Here is a 21862-nt window from a genome sequence, read left to right on the forward strand (position 1 = left end):
GAACCACTTCTCGGTGGCGGCGAACAGCCGCGTGACGTTCCCGTGCGTGACCGTGACGCCCTTGGGCCGTCCTGTCGACCCCGAGGTGTAGATCACGTAGGCGGGATGCCCGGGCAGCGGCATGCCACCGCGTTCGGCGGCGGACAGGTCGCCGCCGGAGAGGCCGTCCAGGTCCGCGACGGTGGCGGGAGCGTCCAGCACCAGCCGGCGCACGCCGTCCGGCAGCGCACCCGCCACCGCATCCGTGGTGACGACCAGTGCCGGGGCGGCGTCCTCCAGCAGGTGGGCCACCCGGTCAGCCGGGTACTCCGGATCGATCGGCACGTACGCCGCCCCGGCCTTGATCACCGAGAGCAGGGTGACGACGAGATCCGGCGAGCGGTCCATCATGACCGCGACCCGGTCCTCCAGCCCCGTCCCCTGTGCGACGAGCATCCGCGCCAGCCGGTTCGCCCGGGCGTTGAGCTCGGCGTAGCTCAGGCGGACATCCTCGGCGACCACGGCGGTCGCCGAGGGAGTGCGGGCCGCCTGCGCCTCGAACAGTTCCACGAGCGTGGTCTGGGGGACGTCGCGGGCGGTATCGGTCGAGCCGGCCGGCAGCCGGTCCCGCTCCTGCTCGTCCAGAACGCTGATCCGCCGCAACGGGCGTCCCGGATCGTCCTCGAGCGCGGTGACGAGACCCTCGACCACGGTGTGCATGAACGCGCCCACCGTTCCCGGATCGATGGGGGCGACCGTTTGGACGTGAAAGGTGAAGTAGGTGTCCCTGTCGTCGACGGAGAACTCCAGCGGGTAGTTGGAGCGCTCGTGCGCGTACACGTATTCGATCCCGTCGAGGGGTGCTTCCTCGGATCCTCCGCTGTGGCGGTAGTTGAACAGCGAGGTGAACAGCGGTGTCCGAGCGGGAACGCCGCTGGCCTGCTGAGCCAGGGTGAGGGGCGCGTGCTCGTGCACCAGGAGTTCCGCGAGTTGCCGTCGCATGGCGTGCACGGCGTCGCGTACGGTCAGCGCGCCCACGTCGAGGCGCGCGGGCAGGGTGTTCACGAAGAGACCGGGCACCCGGTCGGCTCCGGCACCGGCGTTCATCCGGCCGAACAGCACCGTGCCGAACACCACGTCGTCGTGGCCGGAGGTGGCCGCCACCACCCGCGCCCAGGCGACGTGGAACAACGTCGCCGGGCTGACCGCGAGCCTCTGCGCCTGCTCGCGCATCCGCTGTGCCACCGCGTCGTCGAGCCGGATCCGCACCTCGGAGACGTCGCTGCCGTCCCCGTGCACGTCCAGCACTCCGTACGGCGCGGTCGACTCGCTGACGTCCCCCAGCAGTTCGGCGAAGAACCGCTCGTGCTCCTGTGCCGACGTGCCGAGCCGGGCCTGCGCGACGAAGTCCCGGAAGGGCAGCGGCGCGGGCAGCGTGTCCCCGGCCCCGGTGAGGATCGCGCGGATCTCCTGGAAGACGAGTGCGAGTGACGTACGGTCCTGCACGATGTGGTGGACTTCGAGCAGGACGTACCACTGCTGGTCGTCGGGGTCTTGCGCGACGACGACCCGAAGCAGGGGGGCGCACCGGAGGTCCATGGGCGCGGTACGGGTGACCAGCAGGCGGCCGGTGATGTCGGTCGGCACGCCGGTACTCTCCAGGTGGAGAGTCTCGACCGGGATGAACACGGTGCGCAGGACGACCTGGACCGGTTCCCGGAGCCCTTCCCACAGGAAGGCCGTGCGCAGGATGTCATGCCGGTCGACGACCTGCTGCAGGGTTGCGAGCAACGCGTCCACCCGCGGCCGGGAGTCGAGCCGGAGGACAAACGGCAGCGTGTAGAGGTCGGTGCCGTTCTCGTCCTCCATCAGGTGGTGGAAGAAGATGCCTTGCTGGAGCGGGGCCAGCGGGTAGATGTCGGCGATGTTGGCCGCCCCGCCGGGTACCTCAGCCACGATGCCGTCGATCTCCTCCGCCGTCAGGTCGGCCAGCGTCACCATCTCGGGCGTGATGGCCGAGGTGCCGGCGGGGATGCCGTTGGCCGGGACCGCCACCTGCGGGGCGGCCTGTCCGGCGAGCGCCGCCAGACCCGCCACGGTCGGGCTGGTGAACAGGGCCCGCACGTCCACCGGGACACCGGTCGCGCGTGCCCGCTCCACCAGCGTCACCGCCAGCAGCGAGTGTCCGCCCAGCTCGAAGAAGTCGTCGTCGACGCCCACGGCGGGCAGGCCTAGCACCTCGGCGAACAGGCCGCACAGGATCTCCTCCCGTGCCGTGGAGGGGCCGCGTCCGGTGACACCGGTGCCGTGATCCGGGGCGGGCAACGCCTTACGATCGAGTTTGCCGTTCACCGTCAACGGGAGCGTGTCCAGGGGCACGATCGCGGCGGGGACCATGTACTCGGGCACCAGCCGGGCCAGATGGGTGCGGATCTCCGCGACGCCCACCTCCCCGGCGGGCACCACGTATCCGGCCAGGCGCTTGTCGCCGGGCCGGTCCTCGCGCAGCACCACCGCCGCTCGGGCGATGGCCGGGTGGGTGAGCAGGGCGGCTTCGATCTCGCCGAGTTCGATGCGGAATCCGCGGATCTTGACCTGGTCGTCGGTGCGGCCGAGGTACTCGATCCGGCCGTCGGTGTTCCAACGGGCCAGGTCGCCCGTCCGGTACATCCGCTCCCCGGGCCTGCCGTACGGGTCGGCGACGAACCGCTCGGCGGTCAGACCCGGCCGGTCGAGGTAGCCGCGGGCGAGTTGCACGCCGGCGAGGTACAACTCGCCGGGCACGCCGGAAGGGACGGGTCGCAGACGGGCGTCCAGGACGAACACCCGGGTGTTCCAGACCGGCGCTCCGATCGGTACCACCCCACCGGAGTCGGTGCCGGGTTCGCAGGTGAAGGCGGTGACGTCGATCGAGGCTTCGGTCGGCCCGTACAGGTTGTGCAGCGGGATCGGCAGCACCGCGTGGAACCGGTCGCGCAGTTCCGCCGGCAACGCCTCACCACTGCAGACGACCGCCCGCAGCGAGGCGCACCCGTGAGCGGCGGGGTCGGCGACGAACACCTGCAACATGGACGGGACGAAGTGGGCGACGGTGACCTGTTCCCGCTGGATCAGCTCGGCCAGGTACGCCGGATCCCGGTGCCCGCCCGGCCGGGCCACCACCAGTGCGGCGCCTTCGAGCAGCGGCCAGAAGAACTCCCACACCGACACGTCGAACCCGAACGGGGTCTTCTGCACCACCCGGTCGGCCGGGGTCAGCCGGTAGGCGTGCTGCATCCAGGCCAGCCGGTTGGCCAAGCCCCGGTGGGCGAGGGTGACGCCCTTGGGTTGTCCGGTGGATCCGGAGGTGTAGATCACGTAGACGGGGTGGTCGGCCAGGAGGGGGCCGGTACGGTCGCCGTCGGCGAGGTCGGTCGCGGGCAGGCGGTCCAGAGTGGTGGTGAGGTACGGGTCGTCCAGGACGACGCGGGGAACCTGTCCGTTGCCCGCCGGGTTCAGGGCGGTGGTGGTGGCCAGCAGGACGGGACCGGCGTCGGTGAGCAGGCGGGTGATGCGGTCGGTGGGGTGGTCGGGGTCGACGGGCAGGTAGGCGGCGCCGGTCTTGAGGATCGCCAGCAGGGTGATGACCAGGTCGGCAGAGCGTTCCAGCAGGACCGCGACGCGGGTTTCCGGCCCGGCTCCCTGCCCGGCCAGGAGACGGGCGAGCCGGTTGGCGCGGGCGTTGAGCTCGGCGTACGACAGCCCGGCTCCTTCGAAGACCACGGCGGTGGCATCCGGAGTGCGGGCCACCTGGGCCTGGAACAACTCGGGCAGCGTGGCGGCCGGGACCCCACGCGCGGTGTCGTTCCACTCGACCAGGACCCGGTGGCGTTCGGCCGGACTGAGCAGGTCGATGCCGGAGACCGGCCGGGCCGGGTCGGCGGTCACCGCGTCGAGCACCCGGACGAACCGCTCGGCCAGCGCCTCCACCGTGCCGTGGTCGAACAGATCGGCGGCGTAGACGATGGCGCCGGTCACGCCGCCGGTGCGGGTTTCGCGGAGCTGGAAGTCGAGGTCGAACTTGGCGGGCTGATCACCGGGGTTCAGGATGTGGGTTTTGACGCCGGGCAGATCGAGGCTCGCGGGAGCGACGTTCTGCAGGGCGAGCATGACCTGGAAGAGCGGGTGGCGGGCCATGGACCGAGTGGGGGCCAGGTCCTCCACCAGCCGCTCGAACGGCACGTCCTGGTGGGCGAAGGCGTCCAGCCCGCGTTCCCGTACCCGGTGCAGCAGTTCGCGGAAGCCGGGATCGCCGGACAGGTCCGTCCGCATGACCAGGGTGTTCACAAAGAAGCCGACCAGGTCGTCCAGGCTTTCGTCGGTGCGTCCGGCAATGGTGGTGCCGATGGGGACGTCGGTGCCCGCGCCGAGGCGCGACAGAAGGGTGGCGAGAGCGGCCTGCAACACCATGAACATGGTGACGCCCTCGGCGCGGGCCAGGTCGGTGATCCGCCGGTGAAGGCCGGCGTCGATGCGCATCCCTACGGTGCCGCCGCGGTGGGTGGCCACCGGCGGGCGGGGCCGGTCGGTGGGCAGGGTGAGTTCTTCGGGCAGTGCGGCGAGGGTCTCGCGCCAGTAATCCAACTGGCGGTGCAGGGTGCTCGCCGCGTCGTCGCCCTCGCCCAGAAAGTCGCGCTGCCACAGGGCGTAGTCGGCGTACTGCACCGGCAGCGGCTCCCAGGCCGGGGCCCGGCCGCCCGCGCGGGCGGTGTAGGCGGCGGAGATGTCCCGAGCCAGAGGGGCCAGCGACCAGCCGTCACCGGCGATGTGGTGCAGCACCAGGACCAGGACGTGCTCCTGAGGACCGACGGTCAGCAGCCGCGCCTGGAGCGGGAGTTCCTTGGTGAGGTCAAAGGGGTGGAGTGCTTGTTCGGCCACCGCCTGCGCCACCTCACCATCCGCCACCTCCCGCGTGAAGAACGGCGGGTCGATCGCCTCGGGGGCGAAAACGCGCTGCTCGGGTACGCCGTCGATGTGCCCGAAGACGGTGCGGAGGACTTCGTGGCGGGTGATGACATCGGTGAGGGCTGTACGCAGGACGTCGGGGTCGAGATCGCCGGTGAGGCGGAGAGCGACGGGGATGTTGTAGAGCGGGGATGGTCCTTCCATCTGTTCCAGGAACCACAGGCGTTGCTGGGCGTACGACAGCGGCACCGCGCCGGGCCGCGGCCGGGGGGTCGGCCGCCGGCGTGCGATGCCGGCTTCGCCCTCGGCCAGGCGGAGGGCGAGGCCGGCGACGGTGGGGTCTTCGAACAGGGCGCGCATCGGGATCTCGATGCCGAACAGGGCGCGGACGCGGCTGATCAGCCGGGTCGCCAGGAGCGAGTGTCCGCCGAGGTCGAAGAAGTTGTCGTCGGCCCCGACGCCCGGCAGGCCGAGGATGTCGGCGAAGACGCCGGACAGAATCTCTTGCTGGGCGGTCAGCGGCCCCCGGCCCACCGCGAGTGCGTAGTCCGGTTCGGGCAGCGCCGCCCGGTCGATCTTGGCGTTCACGGAGAGCGGGAAGGCGTCCAGGATGAGCACCGCCGAGGGCACCATGTAGTTCGGCAGCAACCGGGAGACGTGGGATCGTAGCGTGGTCCCGTCGACGGCGACGGTGAGCCTGGCGTCCTGCGGGGCAAGAGCGCCATCGCCTCCGGCCGCGACGCCGGTGGCCTCCGCCTGCTCTGAGTCGGTAGGCACGACATAGCCGATGAGGTGTTTGTCGCCTCGCCGGTCCTCGTGCACGACCACGACCGCCTGCGCCACCGCCGGATGGGCGAGCAGGGCGGCTTCGACCTCGCCCGCCTCGATGCGAAAGCCCCGGATCTTGACTTGGTTGTCCGCCCGGCCGATGAACTCCAGCTGCCCGCCGGCGTTCCGACGCACCAGGTCGCCCGTACGGTACATGCGTTCGCCGGAGACTCCATACGGATCCGCGACGAACCGCTCCGCCGTCTGCCCCGGCCGGTTGAGGTAGCCGCGCGCGAGCTGGACGCCGGACAGATACAGCTCACCCGCCACGCCGGGGGGGACGGGCCGCAGAGCGGAGTCGAGCACATAGGCGCGCATGTTCCACACGGGCGTGCCGATGGGCGGGACGCCGGTTCCCGCCAGAGGGGGGCTTGACAGCGAGGCGACGGTCGCTTCGGTGGGACCGTAGATGTTGAGCATGAGCCTGTCGCGGGACCAACGGGCGGCTGTCTCAGGAGGACAGACGTCGCCGGCGACCACCAGAGTCATGTCCTCGGGCAGTCCACCTTCGTCGGCGAGCAAGGGCAGTACCGCGGGAGGCAGAGTGGCGTGAGTGACCCGTTGCTGAACGGCCAGCCGCGCCAGCGGGGCCCCGGGGACCAGCCGCTCGGCCGGAGCCAGGACGACTGCGGCGCCGGCGAGCCAGGCGGGCCACATGTCGGCCACGGAGGCATCGAAGCTGGGGGAAGCGAACTGGAGCAGTCTGCTCGCCGGTCCGATGCGCAGACGGTCGATGTGGTCGGCGGCGAGGTTCGGCACGCCCTTGTGCGTCACCACGACACCCTTGGGACGGCCGGTGGAACCGGAGGTGTAGATGACGTAAGCGCAGTGGTCGATCAGCAGCGGGCTGTGCCGGTCCGCGTCGGACAGGTCGTGCTCGGGGCGCCCCGCCAGGTCCTGCCACACGCCTGAGTCGTGAAGCGACAGATGGGGCACGCCGACCGCGGGCGGCTGCCACCGAGTCTTCTCGCCTGTGACCAGAAGGAACGGGTCGGCGTCGGTGAGCAGGTAGGCGATCCGATCGGTGGGGTAGCCGGGGTCGATCGGCAGGTAGGCGGCGCCTGCTTTGAGGACGGCGAGCATGGCGGTGATGAGGTCGATGGAGCGGGGCAGGGCGAGAGCGACAAGCCGCTCCGGGCGGGCACCGTACTCGATCAGCAGGCGAGCGAGCCGGTTGGCGCGGGCGTTGAGCTCGGCGTAGGAAACCTCGATGTCCTCGAACACCACCGCCGTCGCGTCAGGGGTGCGAGCCACCTGTGCCTCGAACAGTCGCGGCAGCGTCGCCGTGGGCACTTCACGCGCGGTGTCGTTCCCTTCGCTCAGGACACGGCGACGTTCGGCGTCCTTCAGTACCTGGATGGTGTCGAGCGACTGGTGGGGTGTCGTTTCCAGGGCGGTGACGATGCCTTCTGCGACGGTGTGGAGCATGTCGCAGAGAGCGTGGGGGGTCGCGGGTGCGGTGGCCTGAGCCGTGAGGTCGAACCCGTCGCCGGTGTCGTCCAGGATCATGCCGATGGGGTAGTTGCTTCGTTCGTGGGAGAAGAGGACTTCCACGCCGGGCAGTGCGGTGGCGTTTCGCTGGGTGGAGGAGCTGCTGTGGCGGTAGTTGAGCAGGGAGGTGAACAGTGGGGTGTCACCGTGGGTCGCGCCGGCCTGCTGGGCGAGGGTGAGGGGTGCGTGTTCGTGGCGCAGGAGTTCGGCGAGTTGGTTCTGGGTGGTGTGGACGGCGTCGAGGACGCTGGTGTGGCTGGTGTCGACGCGGACGGGCAGGGTGTTGATGAACAGGCCGACGGTGTGATCGGCGCCGGCGTTGAGGCGGCCGGACAGGATGGTTCCGAAGACGACGTCGTCGCGTGCGGAGGTGGCGGCCAGGACGCGGGCCCAGGCGACGTGGAAGATGGTGGCGGGGCTGGTGCCGAGGTGTCGTGCTTGGCGGCGCAGTCGCGTGGACAGGCCGGGGTCCATGCGGCTGGTGGCTTCGCTGACGTGTGAGCTGTCGATTCGGGTGTCGATCAGCCCGTAGGGGGCGGTCGGTTCGGTGACGTCGCCGAGCAGACGCTGGAAGTAGGCGCGGTGTTCATCATGGGACAGGCGAGCCTGGGCGACGACGTCGCGGTAGGGGGAAACCGTGGGCAGGCGGTTGCCGGTCCCGTTGAGGAAGGCATGGATCTCGCCGAGGATCACCTCGAGAGAGGTGTGGTCCTGGATCAGGTGGTGGACCTGGATCAGGGCCAGCCACCGGTCGCCGGGTTGCGCGGCCACGTGGACGCGCACCAGCGGAGCGCCGGTGACGTCCATGGACGTGGGGCAGATGGCGAGCAGCCGGGAGATCGGGTCCTGATCCTCTGAATCGCCGAGGACCACTTCCGTCACGGGTACCTCGGCGCTCCGGATCACCACCTGCACCGGCTGGCGCAGGCCCTCCCAGAAGATCGCCGTTCTGAGCAGGTCGTGCCGGTCGACGACTTCCTGCAGGGCGGCGAGGAAATCCTCGAGCCGGGTACGGGTGTCGAAGCCGAGCACGGTCGGCAGGATGTAGACCTCTCCATCGATGAGGTGGTGGAAGAGGATGCCTTCTTGCAGAGGGGCGAGGGGGTAGATGTCGGCGATGTTGGCTCCGCCGCCGGGGACGCGAGCGGTGATCGAGGTGATCTCCTGGTCGGTGAGGTCGACCAGGGGCAGCATGTCGGGTGTGATGTGCCGGGCGTCGGCGGGGATGCGGTTGGCGGGTACCTGTGGCGTGAATCGGTTGGCGGTGGCGGCGAGGCCGGCCACGGTGGGGGTGGTGAACAGCGATCTGACGTCGATCGCCAGACCGTGCGCGCGCAGGCGTTCCACGAGTGTGACCGCGAGCAGGGAGTGTCCGCCGAGGTCGAAGAAGTTGTCATCGACGCCGACGTGTGCCAGGCCGAGTATCTCGGCGAAGGCGGCGCACATGATCTCCTCGTGGGCGGTCGCCGGTCCCCGGCTCGTGCTTCCGCTCGTATAGTCCGGGGCGGGCAGAGCGGCCCGGTCCAGCTTGCCGTTGACCGTGAGCGGGAGCGTGTCCAGGACCGTCACGACCGTGGGCACCATGTGGCCGGGAAGCAGTCCGGCCACATGGGTGCGGGCGGCGACGCCGTCGACGTCGGCGCCGGCGACGATGTAGCCGATGAGTCGCTGGTCACCAGGCTGGTCTTCGCGGACGATGACGGTGGCCTGGGCGATGGCCGGGTGGGTGAGCAGGGCGGCTTCGATCTCGCCGAGTTCGATGCGGAATCCGCGGATCTTGACCTGGTCGTCGGTGCGGCCGAGGTACTCGACCTGACCGTCGGCGTTCCAGCGGGCCAGGTCGCCCGTCCGGTACATCCGCTCCCCGGGCCTGCCGTACGGGTCGGCGACGAACCGCTCGGCGGTCAGACCCGGCCGGTCCAGATATCCGCGGGCGAGCTGGACGCCGCAGAGATACAACTCGCCGGGAACGCCGGCGGGCACCGGACGCAGCGCCCGGTCCAGGACGAGCAGGGACACGCCGGCAAGGCCTCGCCCGATCACGCTGCCGGGTGAACGCGCTTCGGTGGCTTCGACGCCGAGCGGCGCACACGTCGCGTACACGGTCGCCTCGGTCGGACCGTACATGTTCAGCAGTACCGGCTCGGTGTCCCCGTGTCTGGCGTACCACGCTCCCAGTCGTGTCACGTCCAGCGCCTCGCCGGCGAGCACCACCATGCGCAAGGCGAGATCCGCCTCGGCGTCGGCCTGTATGAGCTGGTAGAAGGCTGATGGGGTCTGGCCGAGTACGGTCACCTTTTCCACGGCGAGCAACCGCAGGAGTTCTGCGGGCGATCGGGAGACCTCGAAGGGGATCACCACGAGCCGGCCACCGTGGAGCAGCGCGCCCCACAGCTCTCACACCGACACATCGAAGGAGAAGGAGTGGAACCACGCCCACACATCCGACGAGCCGATGCCCAACCGCTCACGGGTCGCCGCGAACAGGGATACGACGTTCTCGTGGGGCACGACCACGCCCTTGGGCCGGCCGGTGGATCCGGAGGTGTAGATCACGTAGGCCGGATGGGCGGGCAGCAGGGCGCGGCCTCGGTCGGTGTCGGACAGGTCGGTGTCGTCCGTGGCCTGGAGGTGGGCGATGGTGGCCGGGTCGGTCACATTGATGGGCGGCACCGCGTTGATGGGTGGCACCGGCTCGCCGCTCGGCGCACTTCCGTCCGTGATCAGCAGGGTGGCCTGGGAGTCGGCCAGCATGTAGGCGACGCGCTCAGCCGGGTAGGCCGGGTCGATGGGCACGTACGCCGCTCCGGACTTGACGACGGCCAGCAACGCGACGACCAGGTCGGCCGAGCGATCCATCATGACCGCCACCCGGCGCTCCGGCCCGGCGCCGTGGGCGACCAGGAGCCGGGCCAGCCGGTTCGCCCGGGTGTTGAGCTCGGCGTAGGACAGGGCGCTGCCCTCGTGGACGACGGCGGAGACGTCGGGAGTGCGAACCACCTGTGCCTGGAACAGATCCGGCAAAGTCACCGCCGGCACCTCGTGCGCGGTGTCGTTCCACTCCACCAGCACCTGGTGACGCTCGGTCCCGCTCAGCAATTCGAAGCCGTCGACACAGCGAGCGGGCTCGTCGGCCACAGCGTCGAGAAGCCGGACGAACCGCTCGGCCAATGTGTCGACGGTGGTGTGGTCGAACAGGTCGGTGGCGTAGGTGATGGTGCCGGTCAGGCCGGTGCGGGTTTCGTAGAGCTCGATGTCGAGGTCGAACTTGGCCGGTCGGTCGCCGGTGTCGAGTCGTTCGACGTCCAGGCCGGGTAGGTCGAGGCTCGCGGGTGCGATGTTCTGCAGGGCGAGCATGGTCTGGAAGAGGGGGTGGCGGGCCATGGACCGGGTGGGGGCCAGGTCTTCGACGAGTCGCTCGAAGGGGAGGTCCTGGTGGGTGAGGGCGTCCAGGGTTTGTTCGCGGACGCGGTGCAGGAGTTCGCGGAAGGAGGGTCGTCCTGACAGGTCGGTGCGGATGACGAGGGTGTTGACGAAAAAGCCGACGAGGTGGTCGAGGTTGTGGTCGGTGCGTCCGGCGATGGGGGTGCCGATGGGGATGTCGGTGCCGGCGCCGAGGCGCGACAGCAGGGTGGCGAGGGCGGCTTGGAGCACCATGAACATGGTGGCGCCCTCGGTTCTGGCCAGGGTGGTGAGTTTTCGGTGCAGGTCGGCGTCGATGTGGATGTCGGTGGTGGCGCCGTGGTGGGTGGCGATGGGCGGCCGGGGCCGATCGGTGGGCAGGGTGAGTTCTTCGGGCAGGCCGACCAGGGTGGTGCGCCAGTGATCCAGCTGTTGATTCAGGGTGCTTGCCGGATCGTTCTCGTTGCCGAGCAGGTCGCGCTGCCACAGGGTGTAGTCGGCGTACTGCACCGGCAAAGGCTCCCAGGCCGGAGCCGCACCACCGACCCTCGCGACATAGGCGGTGGACACATCTCGCGCCAGCGGGACAAGCGACCAGCCGTCACTCGCGATGTGATGCACCACCACGAGCAGCACATGCTCCTCCGGCCCCATTTGGAACAGCCACGACCGCAGCGGGATCTCAGCGGCCAGGTCGAACACGTGGCCCGCCACCGCGCCCACCGCCTGCCGGAGACCGTCCTGCGTGGCGGGGATGGCCGGCAGCTCCACCACCACATCGTCGGCGGGCAGGATCCGCTGGTACGGCCGGCCGTCCGTGCTGCCGAAGACCGTCCGCAGCACCTCGTGCCGCCCGACCACGTCACGCAACGCCGCACGCAGGGCATCAACGTCCAGCTTGCCGGTCAGTCGCAGCACCATCGGAATGTCGTACGTGGCCGACGGCCCCTCAAGCTCACCCAGGAACCACAACCGTCGCTGCGCGAACGACAACGGAACCCGCTCCGGCCTGTCGATCGCCGTGAGAGGGCGCCGGACGGGACCCGGTATCCCCAAACGCTGCGCGAAAGCCAGCGGGGTGGGCGCCTCGAACAGCGCCCGGATCGGCACCTCCGCTCCGAACACCGACCGCACCCGGCTGGCCAGACGCGTCGCCAGCAAAGAGTGCCCACCCAGGTCGAAGAAGTCGTCGTCCACGCCGACGGCGGGCAGTCCGAGCACCTCGGCGAACAGCGCGCACAGGATCTCCTCCCGCGCCGTCGCCGGACCCCGGCCACCGGCGCCCACACCGTAATCCGGGGCCGGAAACGCCCTGCGGTCGAGCTTGCCGTGCACCGTGAGTGGCAGTTCGTCCATGGCCACCAGCGCAGCCGGGACCATGTAGTCCGGCAGCGCACCGGCCAGGTGGGAGCGCACCTCCGCCACATCGACCGGGTCGCGGAGGACCACGTACCCGACCAGGCGCCTGTCGCCGGGCTGGTCCTCGCGCACCGTCGCGGCCGCCTGAGCGACCGCAGGGTGGGCGAGCAGCGCCGCCTCCACCTCGCCGAGCTCGATCCGGAACCCGCGGACCTTCACCTGGTCGTCGGTGCGGCCCAGGTACTCCAGGTCACCGTCGGCGGTCCACCGAGCCAGGTCACCGGTGCGGTACATCCGCTCGCCGGGAGCTCCGTAGGGACCCGCGACGAACCGCTCCGCGGTCAGGCCCGGCCGGTCGAGGTATCCCCGGGCCAGCTGCGCACCGGCGAGATACAGCTCGCCGGCCACACCGCACGGCACCGGTCGCAACGACCCGTCCAGCACGAACACCGTGGTGTTCCACACCGGGCGGCCGATCGGAACGCCGCCGTGGAGATCCGGATCACCGGGACGGACCTCGTGGACGACACACCCGACGGCCGCCTCCGTCGGACCATACTCGTTGACGATCACGACTCCGGGATGAGCGGATCGCCACTGGATCAGCTGCTCCCCGGTCAGGCCTTCGCCACCCAGGACGAGGTCGCCCGCGGGGAAGGATCCGGCGGGCCACTCGGACAGCACGCCCAGATGGCTCGGCGTCGCCTTGACGAAGGTGGGGGCCTGATCGGCGGGGATCTCGTCATGGATCCCCGTGACATGCACGGTGCCACCCGACGCCAACGTCCCGTACAACGGGGTGACGGTCAGGTCGAAGGCCACCGACGAGTGCAGAAGGGTGCGTCCGGCCAGCGCCGGGTACGCGTCCGTCGCCCAGGCGAGGTAGTTCGACACGGCTCCATGGCTCACGACCACCCCCTTGGGCCGGCCGGTGGATCCGGAGGTGTAGATCACGTAGGCCGGGTGGGCGGGCAGCAGCACGTCACGCCGATCGGCGTCGGACACGTCCCCGCCGTCCAGCCTCTCCAGTTCCCGGATGGTGGCCGGGCCGTCCACCTCGACGCGCGTCACGCCCGCGCCGCCTGCCACGTCCGTCCGGGTGATCACCAGGGCGGCCCGGGAGTCGGCCAGCATGTAGGCGATCCGGTCGGCCGGGTAGGCCGGGTCGATCGGCACGTACGCGGCACCCGACTTCACCACGGCGAGCAGGGCGACCACCAGGTCGGCCGAGCGGTCCATCATGACCGCCACCCGGCCCTCCGGCCCGGCCCCCTGGGAGATCAGCCACCGGGCCAGCCTGTTCGCCCGCGCGTTCAGCTCCGCGTACGTCAGGCTCAAGTGCGGCGACAGCACGGCCTTCGCCGAAGGAGTGCGCGCCGCCTGTGCCTCGAACGACTCCGCCAGGGTGGCCTGGGGAACCTTCCGGGCGGTGTCGTTCCACCGGACCAGGATCCGGTCCCGTTCGGCGGCGTCCAGTACCTCGACCTGGGCGAGCCCGGCCGACGGCGCCGACTCCAGCGCGGACACGACGGCCTCGGCCACCGTGGTCACCAGAGCCGCCAGGGAACGCGGATCGATCGGTGACGCCGCCTGAACCGTCACGGCGAAGCCGTCGCCGGTGTCGTCGACATTGACGGCGACCGGGTAGTTGGTGCGCTCGTGCGCGTGAAGCAGTTCCACGCCCTCCAGGCCGATTCCGGGGGTGTCCGCCTGGCTGTGCCGGTAGTTGAACAGCGAGGTGAACAACGGCGTCTGTGCGGGGACCCCGCCCGCCTTCTGCGCCAGGGCGAGCGGCGCGTGCTCGTGCACCAGCAGCTCCGCGAGCTGCCGCTGCATGCCGTTCACCGCGTCCAGCACGCTCCCGGCACGCACGTCCAGCCGGACGGGAAGCGTGTTGATGAACAACCCCGGGACGCGGTCGGCTCCGGCTCCGGCGTTCATCCGGCCGAGCAGCACCGTGCCGAAGACGACGTCGTCACGGCCGGAGGTGGCGGCCACCACCCGCGCCCAGACGAGGTGGAACAGCGTCGCCGCGCTGACCCCCAGCCGCTGCGCCTGCTCCCGCACCCGCGCGGCCACACCGGTGTGGAGCCGCGTTCGCGCCTCGGAGACGCCTCCGCCGTCGCCGTGCACGTCCAGCAGCCCGTAGGGCGCGGTCGGCTCGGTCACATCGCCCAGCAGCCGGGTGAAGAACCGCTCATGCTCCCGCGCCGGCATCCCGAGCCGCGCCTGCGCCACGAATTCCCGGTACGGCAACGGCTCGGGTAGCGCGTCCTGCCGCCCTTCCAGGAAAGACGCCAGCTCGCCCAGCACCACATCCAGGGCCGTGTGGTCCTGGATCAAGTGGTGGGACTGCAGCGCCACCAGCCACCGGTCGCCGCCGGGCTCCCTGGCCACATGCGCGCGCAGCAACGGGGCGCGGGTGAGGTCCATCCGCACCGGCAGCCCTGCCACCAGCCGTTCCGCCGACCCACCGTCCAGATCCGTCTCCCGTACGGAAAGCCGGGCTCCCCGCAGCACCACCTGAACCGGTTCGCGCAACCCCTTCCACACAAACGCCGTACGCATGACGTCGTGCCGGTCGATCACCCGCTGCAGGGCGGTGAGGAACGCGTCCACCCGTGCCCGGGAGTCGAACCGCAGCACCACCGGCATGATGTACGGATCAGCGCTGTCGTCGCCTTCCACCAGATGGTGGAAGAAGATGCCCTCCTGGAGAGGCGCGAGCGGGTAGATGTCGGCGATGTTCGCCGCGCCGCCGGGGACTGCGGCCACGATCCGGTCGATCTCCTCGGCAGTGAGGTCGGCGAGGGGCGCCATGTCCGGCGTGATCACCGTGGCACCCGGCGGAATCCCGTTCGGCGGACCCGCCGGCCGGCCGGCCGCCTGCTGGACCGTCGCCGCCAGCCCCGCGACCGTCGGAGTTACGTACAGTGCCCGAGCGCTCACCAGGACACCCCGCTGACGCGCCCGCTCCATCAGCGTCACCGCCAGCAGCGAATGCCCGCCCAACTCGAAGAAGTTGTCATCCACGCCCACCCGCTCCACACCGAGCACCTCGGCGAACAGGGCGCACAGCACTTCCTCCTGCGGCGTGGCCGGCGCCTGGAACGCCGCATCCCCGAAATGCTCAGGCGCGGGCAACGCCTTGCGGTCCAGCTTGCCGTTCACCGTCAACGGCAGCGCGTCGAGGGCGACGATCCCCGCCGGGACCATGTACTCGGGGAGCATCCCCGCAAGGTGGTAGCGCATCTGGACGACATCCGTACCGGGCGGCGCGACGACGTACCCCACCAGGCGCCTGTCGCCTGGCCGGTCCTCACGCACCACCACCACCGCCTGGGAGACGGCCGGGTGGGTGCTCAGCGCCGCCTCGACCTCGCCGAGTTCGATCCGAAAGCCACGGATCTTCACCTGGTCATCGGTACGGCCCAGGTATTCGATCTGACCATCGGCGTTCCAGCGGGTCAGGTCGCCGGTGCGGTACATCCGCTCGCCGGGAGCGCCGTAAGGGTTGGCGACGAATCGTTCGGCGGTCAGCCCGGGGCGGTTCAGGTATCCGCGGGTCAGCTGGGCGCCGGCGACGTACAGTTCACCCGCCGTACCCACAGGCACCGGCCGCAACCAGGCATCCAGCACGAACACCCGGGTGTTCCACACCGGCCTGCCGATCGGCAGAACGCCCTCACCGTCCCCGCCCGCCTCCACGACATGGTCCAGGCAGCCCACCGTGGTCTCCGTCGGCCCGTAATGGTTGACCACGGCTACACCGGCATGCTTCCCAGTCCACTCCAGCACCTGAGTGGCCTGCGCGGCCTCACCACCGACCATCAGCCGGCCTGTCGGCACATGCGCGTCGCCGAACTGCCGCAGGAAAGCCAGATGGCTCGGCGTGAGATGAAGGAAGCTCAACCGCTCCCCACCCAGCACGACCGGCAGACGCTCATCCAGCCCGGCCACATGCACGCGACCACCGACGGTCAACGCCCCGTACAACTCGGTCACACCCGCGTCGAACGACACCGACGTGTGGTAGACGACGTTGCCGGCCACCTCCGGGTACGCGCTCACGGCACGCGCCACATAGTTGACCACGTTGCCGTGCTGAACCACGACACCCTTCGGACGGCCGGTCGAACCGGACGTGAAGATCACATAAGCCGGGTGCCCGGGCAGCAGTCCGCCGCCCCGTTCGGCATCGGTCAAATCCTCCCCGGACAACACCGACGCAGCGGCCATGACGTCCGGGTCGTCGATCACGATGCGGGGCAGGCCGTGCCCGGCGGCCGGACCCTGCTGAACGAGCATCAAGGTGGGCCGGGCATCGGCCAGCATGTGCGCGATCCGCTCGGCCGGATAGGCCGGGTCGACCGGCACATACGCCGCCCCCGACTTCAATACCGCCAGCAGCGCGACGACCAGATCGGCGGAGCGGTCCATCAGCACCGCGACCCGCTCCTCTGGACCCGCGCCACGGGAGACCAGCAACCGGGCCAGCCGGTTCGCCCGAGCGTTCAACTCGCCATAGGTCAGACCGCTCTCCCGCGTCACCACCGCAAGCGCCGAGGGAGTGCGGGCCGCCTGCGCCTCGAACAACGTCGTCAACGTCGTGGCGGGCACCTCACGGGCGGTGTCGTTCCACTCCACCAGCAGCCGCGCGCGCTCGTCCGGGGTGAGCAGATCCAGCCCGGCAATCGGCGCATCGGGCTCCAGCCGGGCCAACGTCGCGAGCAGATCCAAGAAGCGCTCCTGGTGGGCGGCGTTCTCCTCGGCGGTGTACCGCGCCGGGTTGGCCGCGAAGTCCACCCGCAGACCGTCATCCGACCGCTCGTAGATGAGGATCATCAGGTCGTCCACCTCACCGTTCGCCAGGTACGTCCGTGAGGTGGTCTCGCATCGCCCGAAGCGCGGGGTCTCGTCCGGCGGCAGGATATTGATGACCGGCCCGGACATCCGCTTGCCCGCGGCCGCGAGCTTCAGGTCGTGGTACAGATCCCCGTAGCGGTACCGCTGGTGCGCCAGCAACCCACGAGTCCGCGCCGAGGTGTGACGTGCCAGCTCACGCACACTCATTCCCGGGCCCAGGCTCAGGCGGAGCGGGAGATTGTTGGCCATCGTCGCCACCGCGCCCGCCATCCCGGAACCCTTGCGCGCGGGAACGGTCAGGCCCAGCACGACCTCCGGCGCTCCTGCCATCCGCTGCACGTACAACCCCGCCGCGCCGATCAGCAGCGCGGGCAGCGCGACACCCGAGGACCGGGCCAGGCGCCGCAGCGGCTCGGCGATCCCGCCCGGCACCACCGCGCTGCGACGATGGGACGAAGCCGACGCCGGCGCCGTCCCTCCCGTGAGCGAGACGACGTCGGGAGTGCCCGCCATCTGCTCCGCCCAGTACGCCCGGTCCTGCGTGAACCGCTCGCTTCCCCGGTAGAGCTCGTCGTCGGCCAGGATCTCGTCGAGCGTCGCGAACGGCGTGAAGGGGCAGGCGCGTCCGTCCTCCAGCGCGGAATAGATCTCCGCCGCCCGGTTCAACCACAGCGTGTACCCCACGGCGTCCAGCGCGATGTGATGGGCCCGCAGATACAGCAAGGTCCTGTCCTCACCGACCAGGAACGCGGTGATGCCGAAGATCGAGCCGGCTTCGAGGTCGGCCGGGCGGGCCGCGTCGGCACGCATCCACGCCTCGGCGGCCGCCGTCGGCTCGGGTTCGCTTCGCAGGTCCACCACGGGAAGCCGGTAGTCCAGCGGAGGTCCGACCATCTGCCAGGGGCCGTCGTCGTCCTGACCAAAACGCAGGCGCGCCACCTCGGTCTCGGCCAGTGCCTGCCGGAAAGCCTCCTCCAGCAAGGGAGGTCGCAGGGTCCCGGAGATCTCCAGGTACTCCACCATGTTCTGGGCCGGGTTCTCCGGATCGAGGGCCTGGGCGGACCAGATGCCCTTCTGCGCCGCGGTCAGAGCCTTCTTCGCGTGTTCGAACATACCTCGTCAACCTCAGGTCTGAGCTAGAGACGATCTCTATGGGAGTACGCAGATGTTCCGGTCCCCGCGGCTCCGGCAGGCCGGATAGTGAGGTGGGGGGGTACGGAGCGCGTCATCGCCTGACCGGCCGGAGTACGTGCTCCTGCTCCGTTTCGCCTTGGGAGAGAGCTGCCTGCGGGCAGGGTTCGCGACGGTCGCCTCGACCGGAACGAGCTGTCCGAGTATGCAGTCATCGGCGATCTAGAACATGGATAGCGTGTAGCCGTACAGGACTTAAGGGATGATCATTCAGTGTCCGGGCGGCGGTCTCCCGATGCGGTCACCGTCAGCGAGCTTCCCGCCGCTCCGGGGCGGACGCGACGGGCGCGTGCCACGTCGTCGTCCCGCAGCCGGATCCCGCCGGTGGGCGGGCCTGAAGCCGACCGGCCATGGATCCTCACTCACCGATCGTGTGCATCGGCTTCCGGCGGGTGAGCGGTCGAGCATGCCATATGCCGAGCCGGCCGGCCATCAACACGCGATGGACGCTACTCGATCCGGGCATGCTGATATACCTCGTTTGCTCGGTAAGGATAAGAAGAAGGAGCGCAGCGTTCAATGTCCGGCTCACGGAGAGCCTTACCTGTCCCGGTGACGAAATAGTGAACGATATGTGTATTCATATTGTCTGTCAGACAATATGACAGGGCGAACGGTGTTCGATCGGCGTTCCAGAACGGGCGATGTCGAGGTGGGCGAACGGATCTGACTAGGATCCCGTCGGCAGGATCGGGTTCAATCTCACCGGTCACTCCCGATCGGCAGGAAAGGAACCAGAATGCTCGACAGCCGCACCAGAAGGTCCGGCGCATGGCTTCGCACGATGACGCGGAGCCCGGTTCCGCGGATTCGCCTCGTCTGCTTCCCGCACGCGGGAGGCGCGGCGAGCTTCTTCCGTCCGTGGGCGGATCTCGTCTCCGCCGAGGTGGAGCTGTTCGCGGTCCGCTATCCCGGGCGAGAGGACCGGATCGTGGAACCGTTCGCCGAACGCTTCGACGACCTGGTCGAAGCGGTGGTCGAGGAGTGCCTGCGGCTGGCGGACGCCCCGCTGGCGTTCTTCGGCCACAGCATGGGGGCGTCCGTCGCCTACGAGGTGGCCTTGCGCCTGCAATTGGACCACGGAATCCGGCTCCGGGGCCTGTTCGTCTCCGCACGCTCCGCCCCCGACCACGAAAAGAAGTCGGACCTGGCCGGGGCCGCCGACGACAAACTGGTCGAACATCTGACGGAACTCGGGGGTACGAACGTTCAGGCGCTGGAGCACCCCGAGCTGCTTGACCTGGTGCTTCCCGCCATCCGGGCCGACTACCGGCTAGTCGAAAGCTACGAGCCGACCATCAAGGGCGCCGTCCTCGACACCCCGATCTCGGTCTACTATGGCGACGCCGAGGAGGATCTGTCCGAGGAGTCCGTCATGGCGTGGTCGGCCGTGACAACCGGCCCCTTTCGGACGCGATCGTTCGAGGGCGGCCACTTCTACCTCACCGATCACCTGCCGGTTCTCGTCGCGGACATGCTCACCACCTTTGGCCGTACCTGAACGCCCCGGTTTACGGCCACGCAAGCATGAAATCGATCCCTTAAGGATAAATTTCCCCGGTATTCATCAGGCGATCAACCGAACGATTCATTCTTCAGGTCGTATGTCGGACGCTGACGGGCGTTCTCGCCCCAGCCGCGACCCCACTTTCTCCTTTCAGCCGTGCTCTATCAATCAATTGGGGACCTGTCATGACCAATCCCTTCGAGGATCCCGATGCCTCGTATTTCGTGCTCGTGAATGACGAGGGTCAGCATTCGTTGTGGCCGGTCTTCGTCGACGTGCCCGAGGGGTGGACCGTCGTCCACGGCGAAGCCGACCGGGCGAGCTGCCTCGATTACATCGAGACCAACTGGACCGACATGCGGCCCAAGAGCCTGATCGCCCAGATGGACAACGCCTCCTGACCGTGCCGCCTCAGTCGCGGCATAGCCGGCCGCCGGTCGTTGCGAGATCAGAGCGCGAGGGTCTAGGCCACCTGGGTTCACATCCACCCTCACCGCCGTTGCGTGGCGTCGACCGCCCAGATTCGGTCACCGTCTCCTGAAATGCACCTGACCTGCAATGACGTCTGCAGGCGGAGTATGTTCCAGTGCCCTGCCCATCTCCCAGGACCTGGGTGCGGTCCGTTACGTCACCGACCGTGACGTGGTGATGCGCAAGGGTGAGGTCGTCGAGACCGCCACGACGGCCGCCTGCGCACCGCACCGTCACATGAGCATTCGAAGCGACTTCTGGAAGTTTTGTGAGCACCGAGCCACGGCTCGCGATCCCGAACAGCCAGACAGCCGGACAAGACGAAAGCGTCCCTGACCGCGAACACGCAGGTCAGAGACGCTTTCCGAGTGGTCATGAGAGGTAGGGCGGGCGGGACTCGAACCCGCGACCCAGGGATTATGAGTCCCCTGCTCTAACCAGCTGAGCTACCGCCCCTCACGCGATCCGTACTGCCGCATTCAACCAAACGCGCGCCCCGTTCGCACATTCGACGGGCAGTAAGGGGTCAAGATGTGATCTTTGACGGTGAAACCGATGCTCAGGGGACTCGCTAACCTACCTGGGGACGTTGTTGAGGAGTGTTGGATCATGCGCGTTGTTGAAGCTTTCCGTGAGTCGTACGGCGTGGAGCCGCTGGGGGTGTGGCACGCCCCGGGGCGGGTCAACCTGATCGGCGAGCACACCGACTACAACGACGGGTTCGTGCTGCCGTTCGCGGTGCCGTGGGGGGTCACCGCGGCGGTCGCTCCGCGCGCGGACGACGTCATCCGGTTGCGGTCGCTCCAGGCGGGAGAGCCGCTGACCATCGAGACCCTCGACCAGGCCGAGGGCTGGGCTCGCTATGTCGTCGGCGTGTTCTGGGTGCTCCGCGAGGCCGGTCATCCGGTCCGGGGCGCGGATCTGGTGATCGACGGGGATGTGCCTCAGGGAGCGGGGCTGTCGTCGAGTGCGGCGCTGGAGGTGGCCGTCGGGACCGCCCTCAACGAGCTGTACGGCCTGGGCCTCACCAAGATGGAGGTCGCCCTCGCGGCGCAGAAGGCCGAGAACGACTTCGTGGGCGTGCCGTGCGGAATCATGGACCAGGCCGCCTCCGCGCTCGGAGAGCAGGGAAAGGCCCTGTTCATGGACTGCCGGAGCCTCGGCACCAGGAACATCCCGTTCGACCTGGCGCAGCACGGTCTCCAACTGCTGATCATCAATACCGGGGTGCACCACGAGCTCGCCGACGGGCAGTACGCCCGCCGCCGTCAGGACTGCGAGAACGCCGCCAAGCATCTGGGCGTCGAAGCGCTGCGCGACGTCACCGACCTGGCGGGCGCCCTCTCCAAGCTGCGCGGTGACGAGCGCAAGCGCACCCAGCACGTGGTGACGGAGAACCACCGGGTCGAGGCGCTGATCGGGCTTCTGCGGGCGGGTGCCGTCCAGGAGATCGGCGGCCTGCTGAACGCCTCTCACCTGTCGCTGCGCGACCAGTACGAGGTGTCCTGCGCCGAGCTGGACGTGGCCGTGGAGTCGGCGATCCGGGGTGGGGCCCGCGGGGCGCGGATGACCGGCGGCGGGTTCGGCGGATCGGCCATCGCGCTCGTCGCCGACGACCGGGTGGAGTCCGTACGGGAGTCGGTGACCCGGGCCTACGCCGAGCGCGGCTGGTCCGCGCCGGAGATCTACCCCGCGACCCCCGCGGCGGGAGCCCGCCGACTGGTCTGACCTCGCCAGGTCCTGTGACAGGCATCCCCTTCAGCACCGAAACCGACCCGGTCCTGTCGCAGGCATCTTCCTCCGGGATCGAGAAACCCTGTCAGG

Annotated in this window: 4 protein-coding genes, 1 tRNA gene and 1 pseudogene; 3 read left to right on the forward strand and 3 right to left on the reverse strand. The window is 69.5% G+C overall.

The genetic code is table 11. The features are described from left to right. On the reverse strand, positions 1-8688 hold an 8688-nt coding region (locus tag CHC08_RS37325), incomplete at its 3' end, for a non-ribosomal peptide synthetase (protein WP_245878800.1). A gap of 75 nt (positions 8689-8763) precedes the next feature. After that, a pseudogene (locus CHC08_RS37330) lies at positions 8764-17982 on the reverse strand (amino acid adenylation domain-containing protein); the annotation flags it as partial. Between the two features lie 817 nt (positions 17983-18799). On the opposite strand from CHC08_RS37330, the gene CHC08_RS37335 reads away from it, so the two are divergent. Together CHC08_RS37335 and CHC08_RS37340 are read left to right on the forward strand one after the other, a co-directional pair. Continuing rightward, positions 18800-19561: a thioesterase II family protein gene (locus CHC08_RS37335; protein ID WP_089212109.1), complete on the forward strand. Its 762-nt coding sequence runs from the start codon at positions 18800-18802 to the stop codon at positions 19559-19561. 191 nt (positions 19562-19752) lie between these two features. Beyond that, positions 19753-19968, forward strand: coding sequence for an MbtH family protein (locus CHC08_RS37340; protein ID WP_089212110.1), 216 nt, complete (start codon positions 19753-19755; stop codon positions 19966-19968). Between the two features lie 452 nt (positions 19969-20420). Here CHC08_RS37340 and CHC08_RS37345 read toward each other — a convergent pair. Further along, a tRNA-Ile gene (locus CHC08_RS37345) sits at positions 20421-20494 on the reverse strand. A 153-nt stretch (positions 20495-20647) separates the two neighbouring features. On the opposite strand from CHC08_RS37345, the gene galK reads away from it, so the two are divergent. Continuing rightward, entirely contained in the window at positions 20648-21766 is a 1119-nt protein-coding gene (gene galK / locus CHC08_RS37350; protein WP_089212111.1) for a galactokinase, read from the forward strand. Positions 21767-21862: the final 96 nt, after the last annotated feature.

Origin of the sequence: Streptosporangium subroseum (assembly GCF_900188345.1) — a bacterium.
GTDB classification, from domain to species: domain Bacteria; phylum Actinomycetota; class Actinomycetes; order Streptosporangiales; family Streptosporangiaceae; genus Streptosporangium; species Streptosporangium subroseum.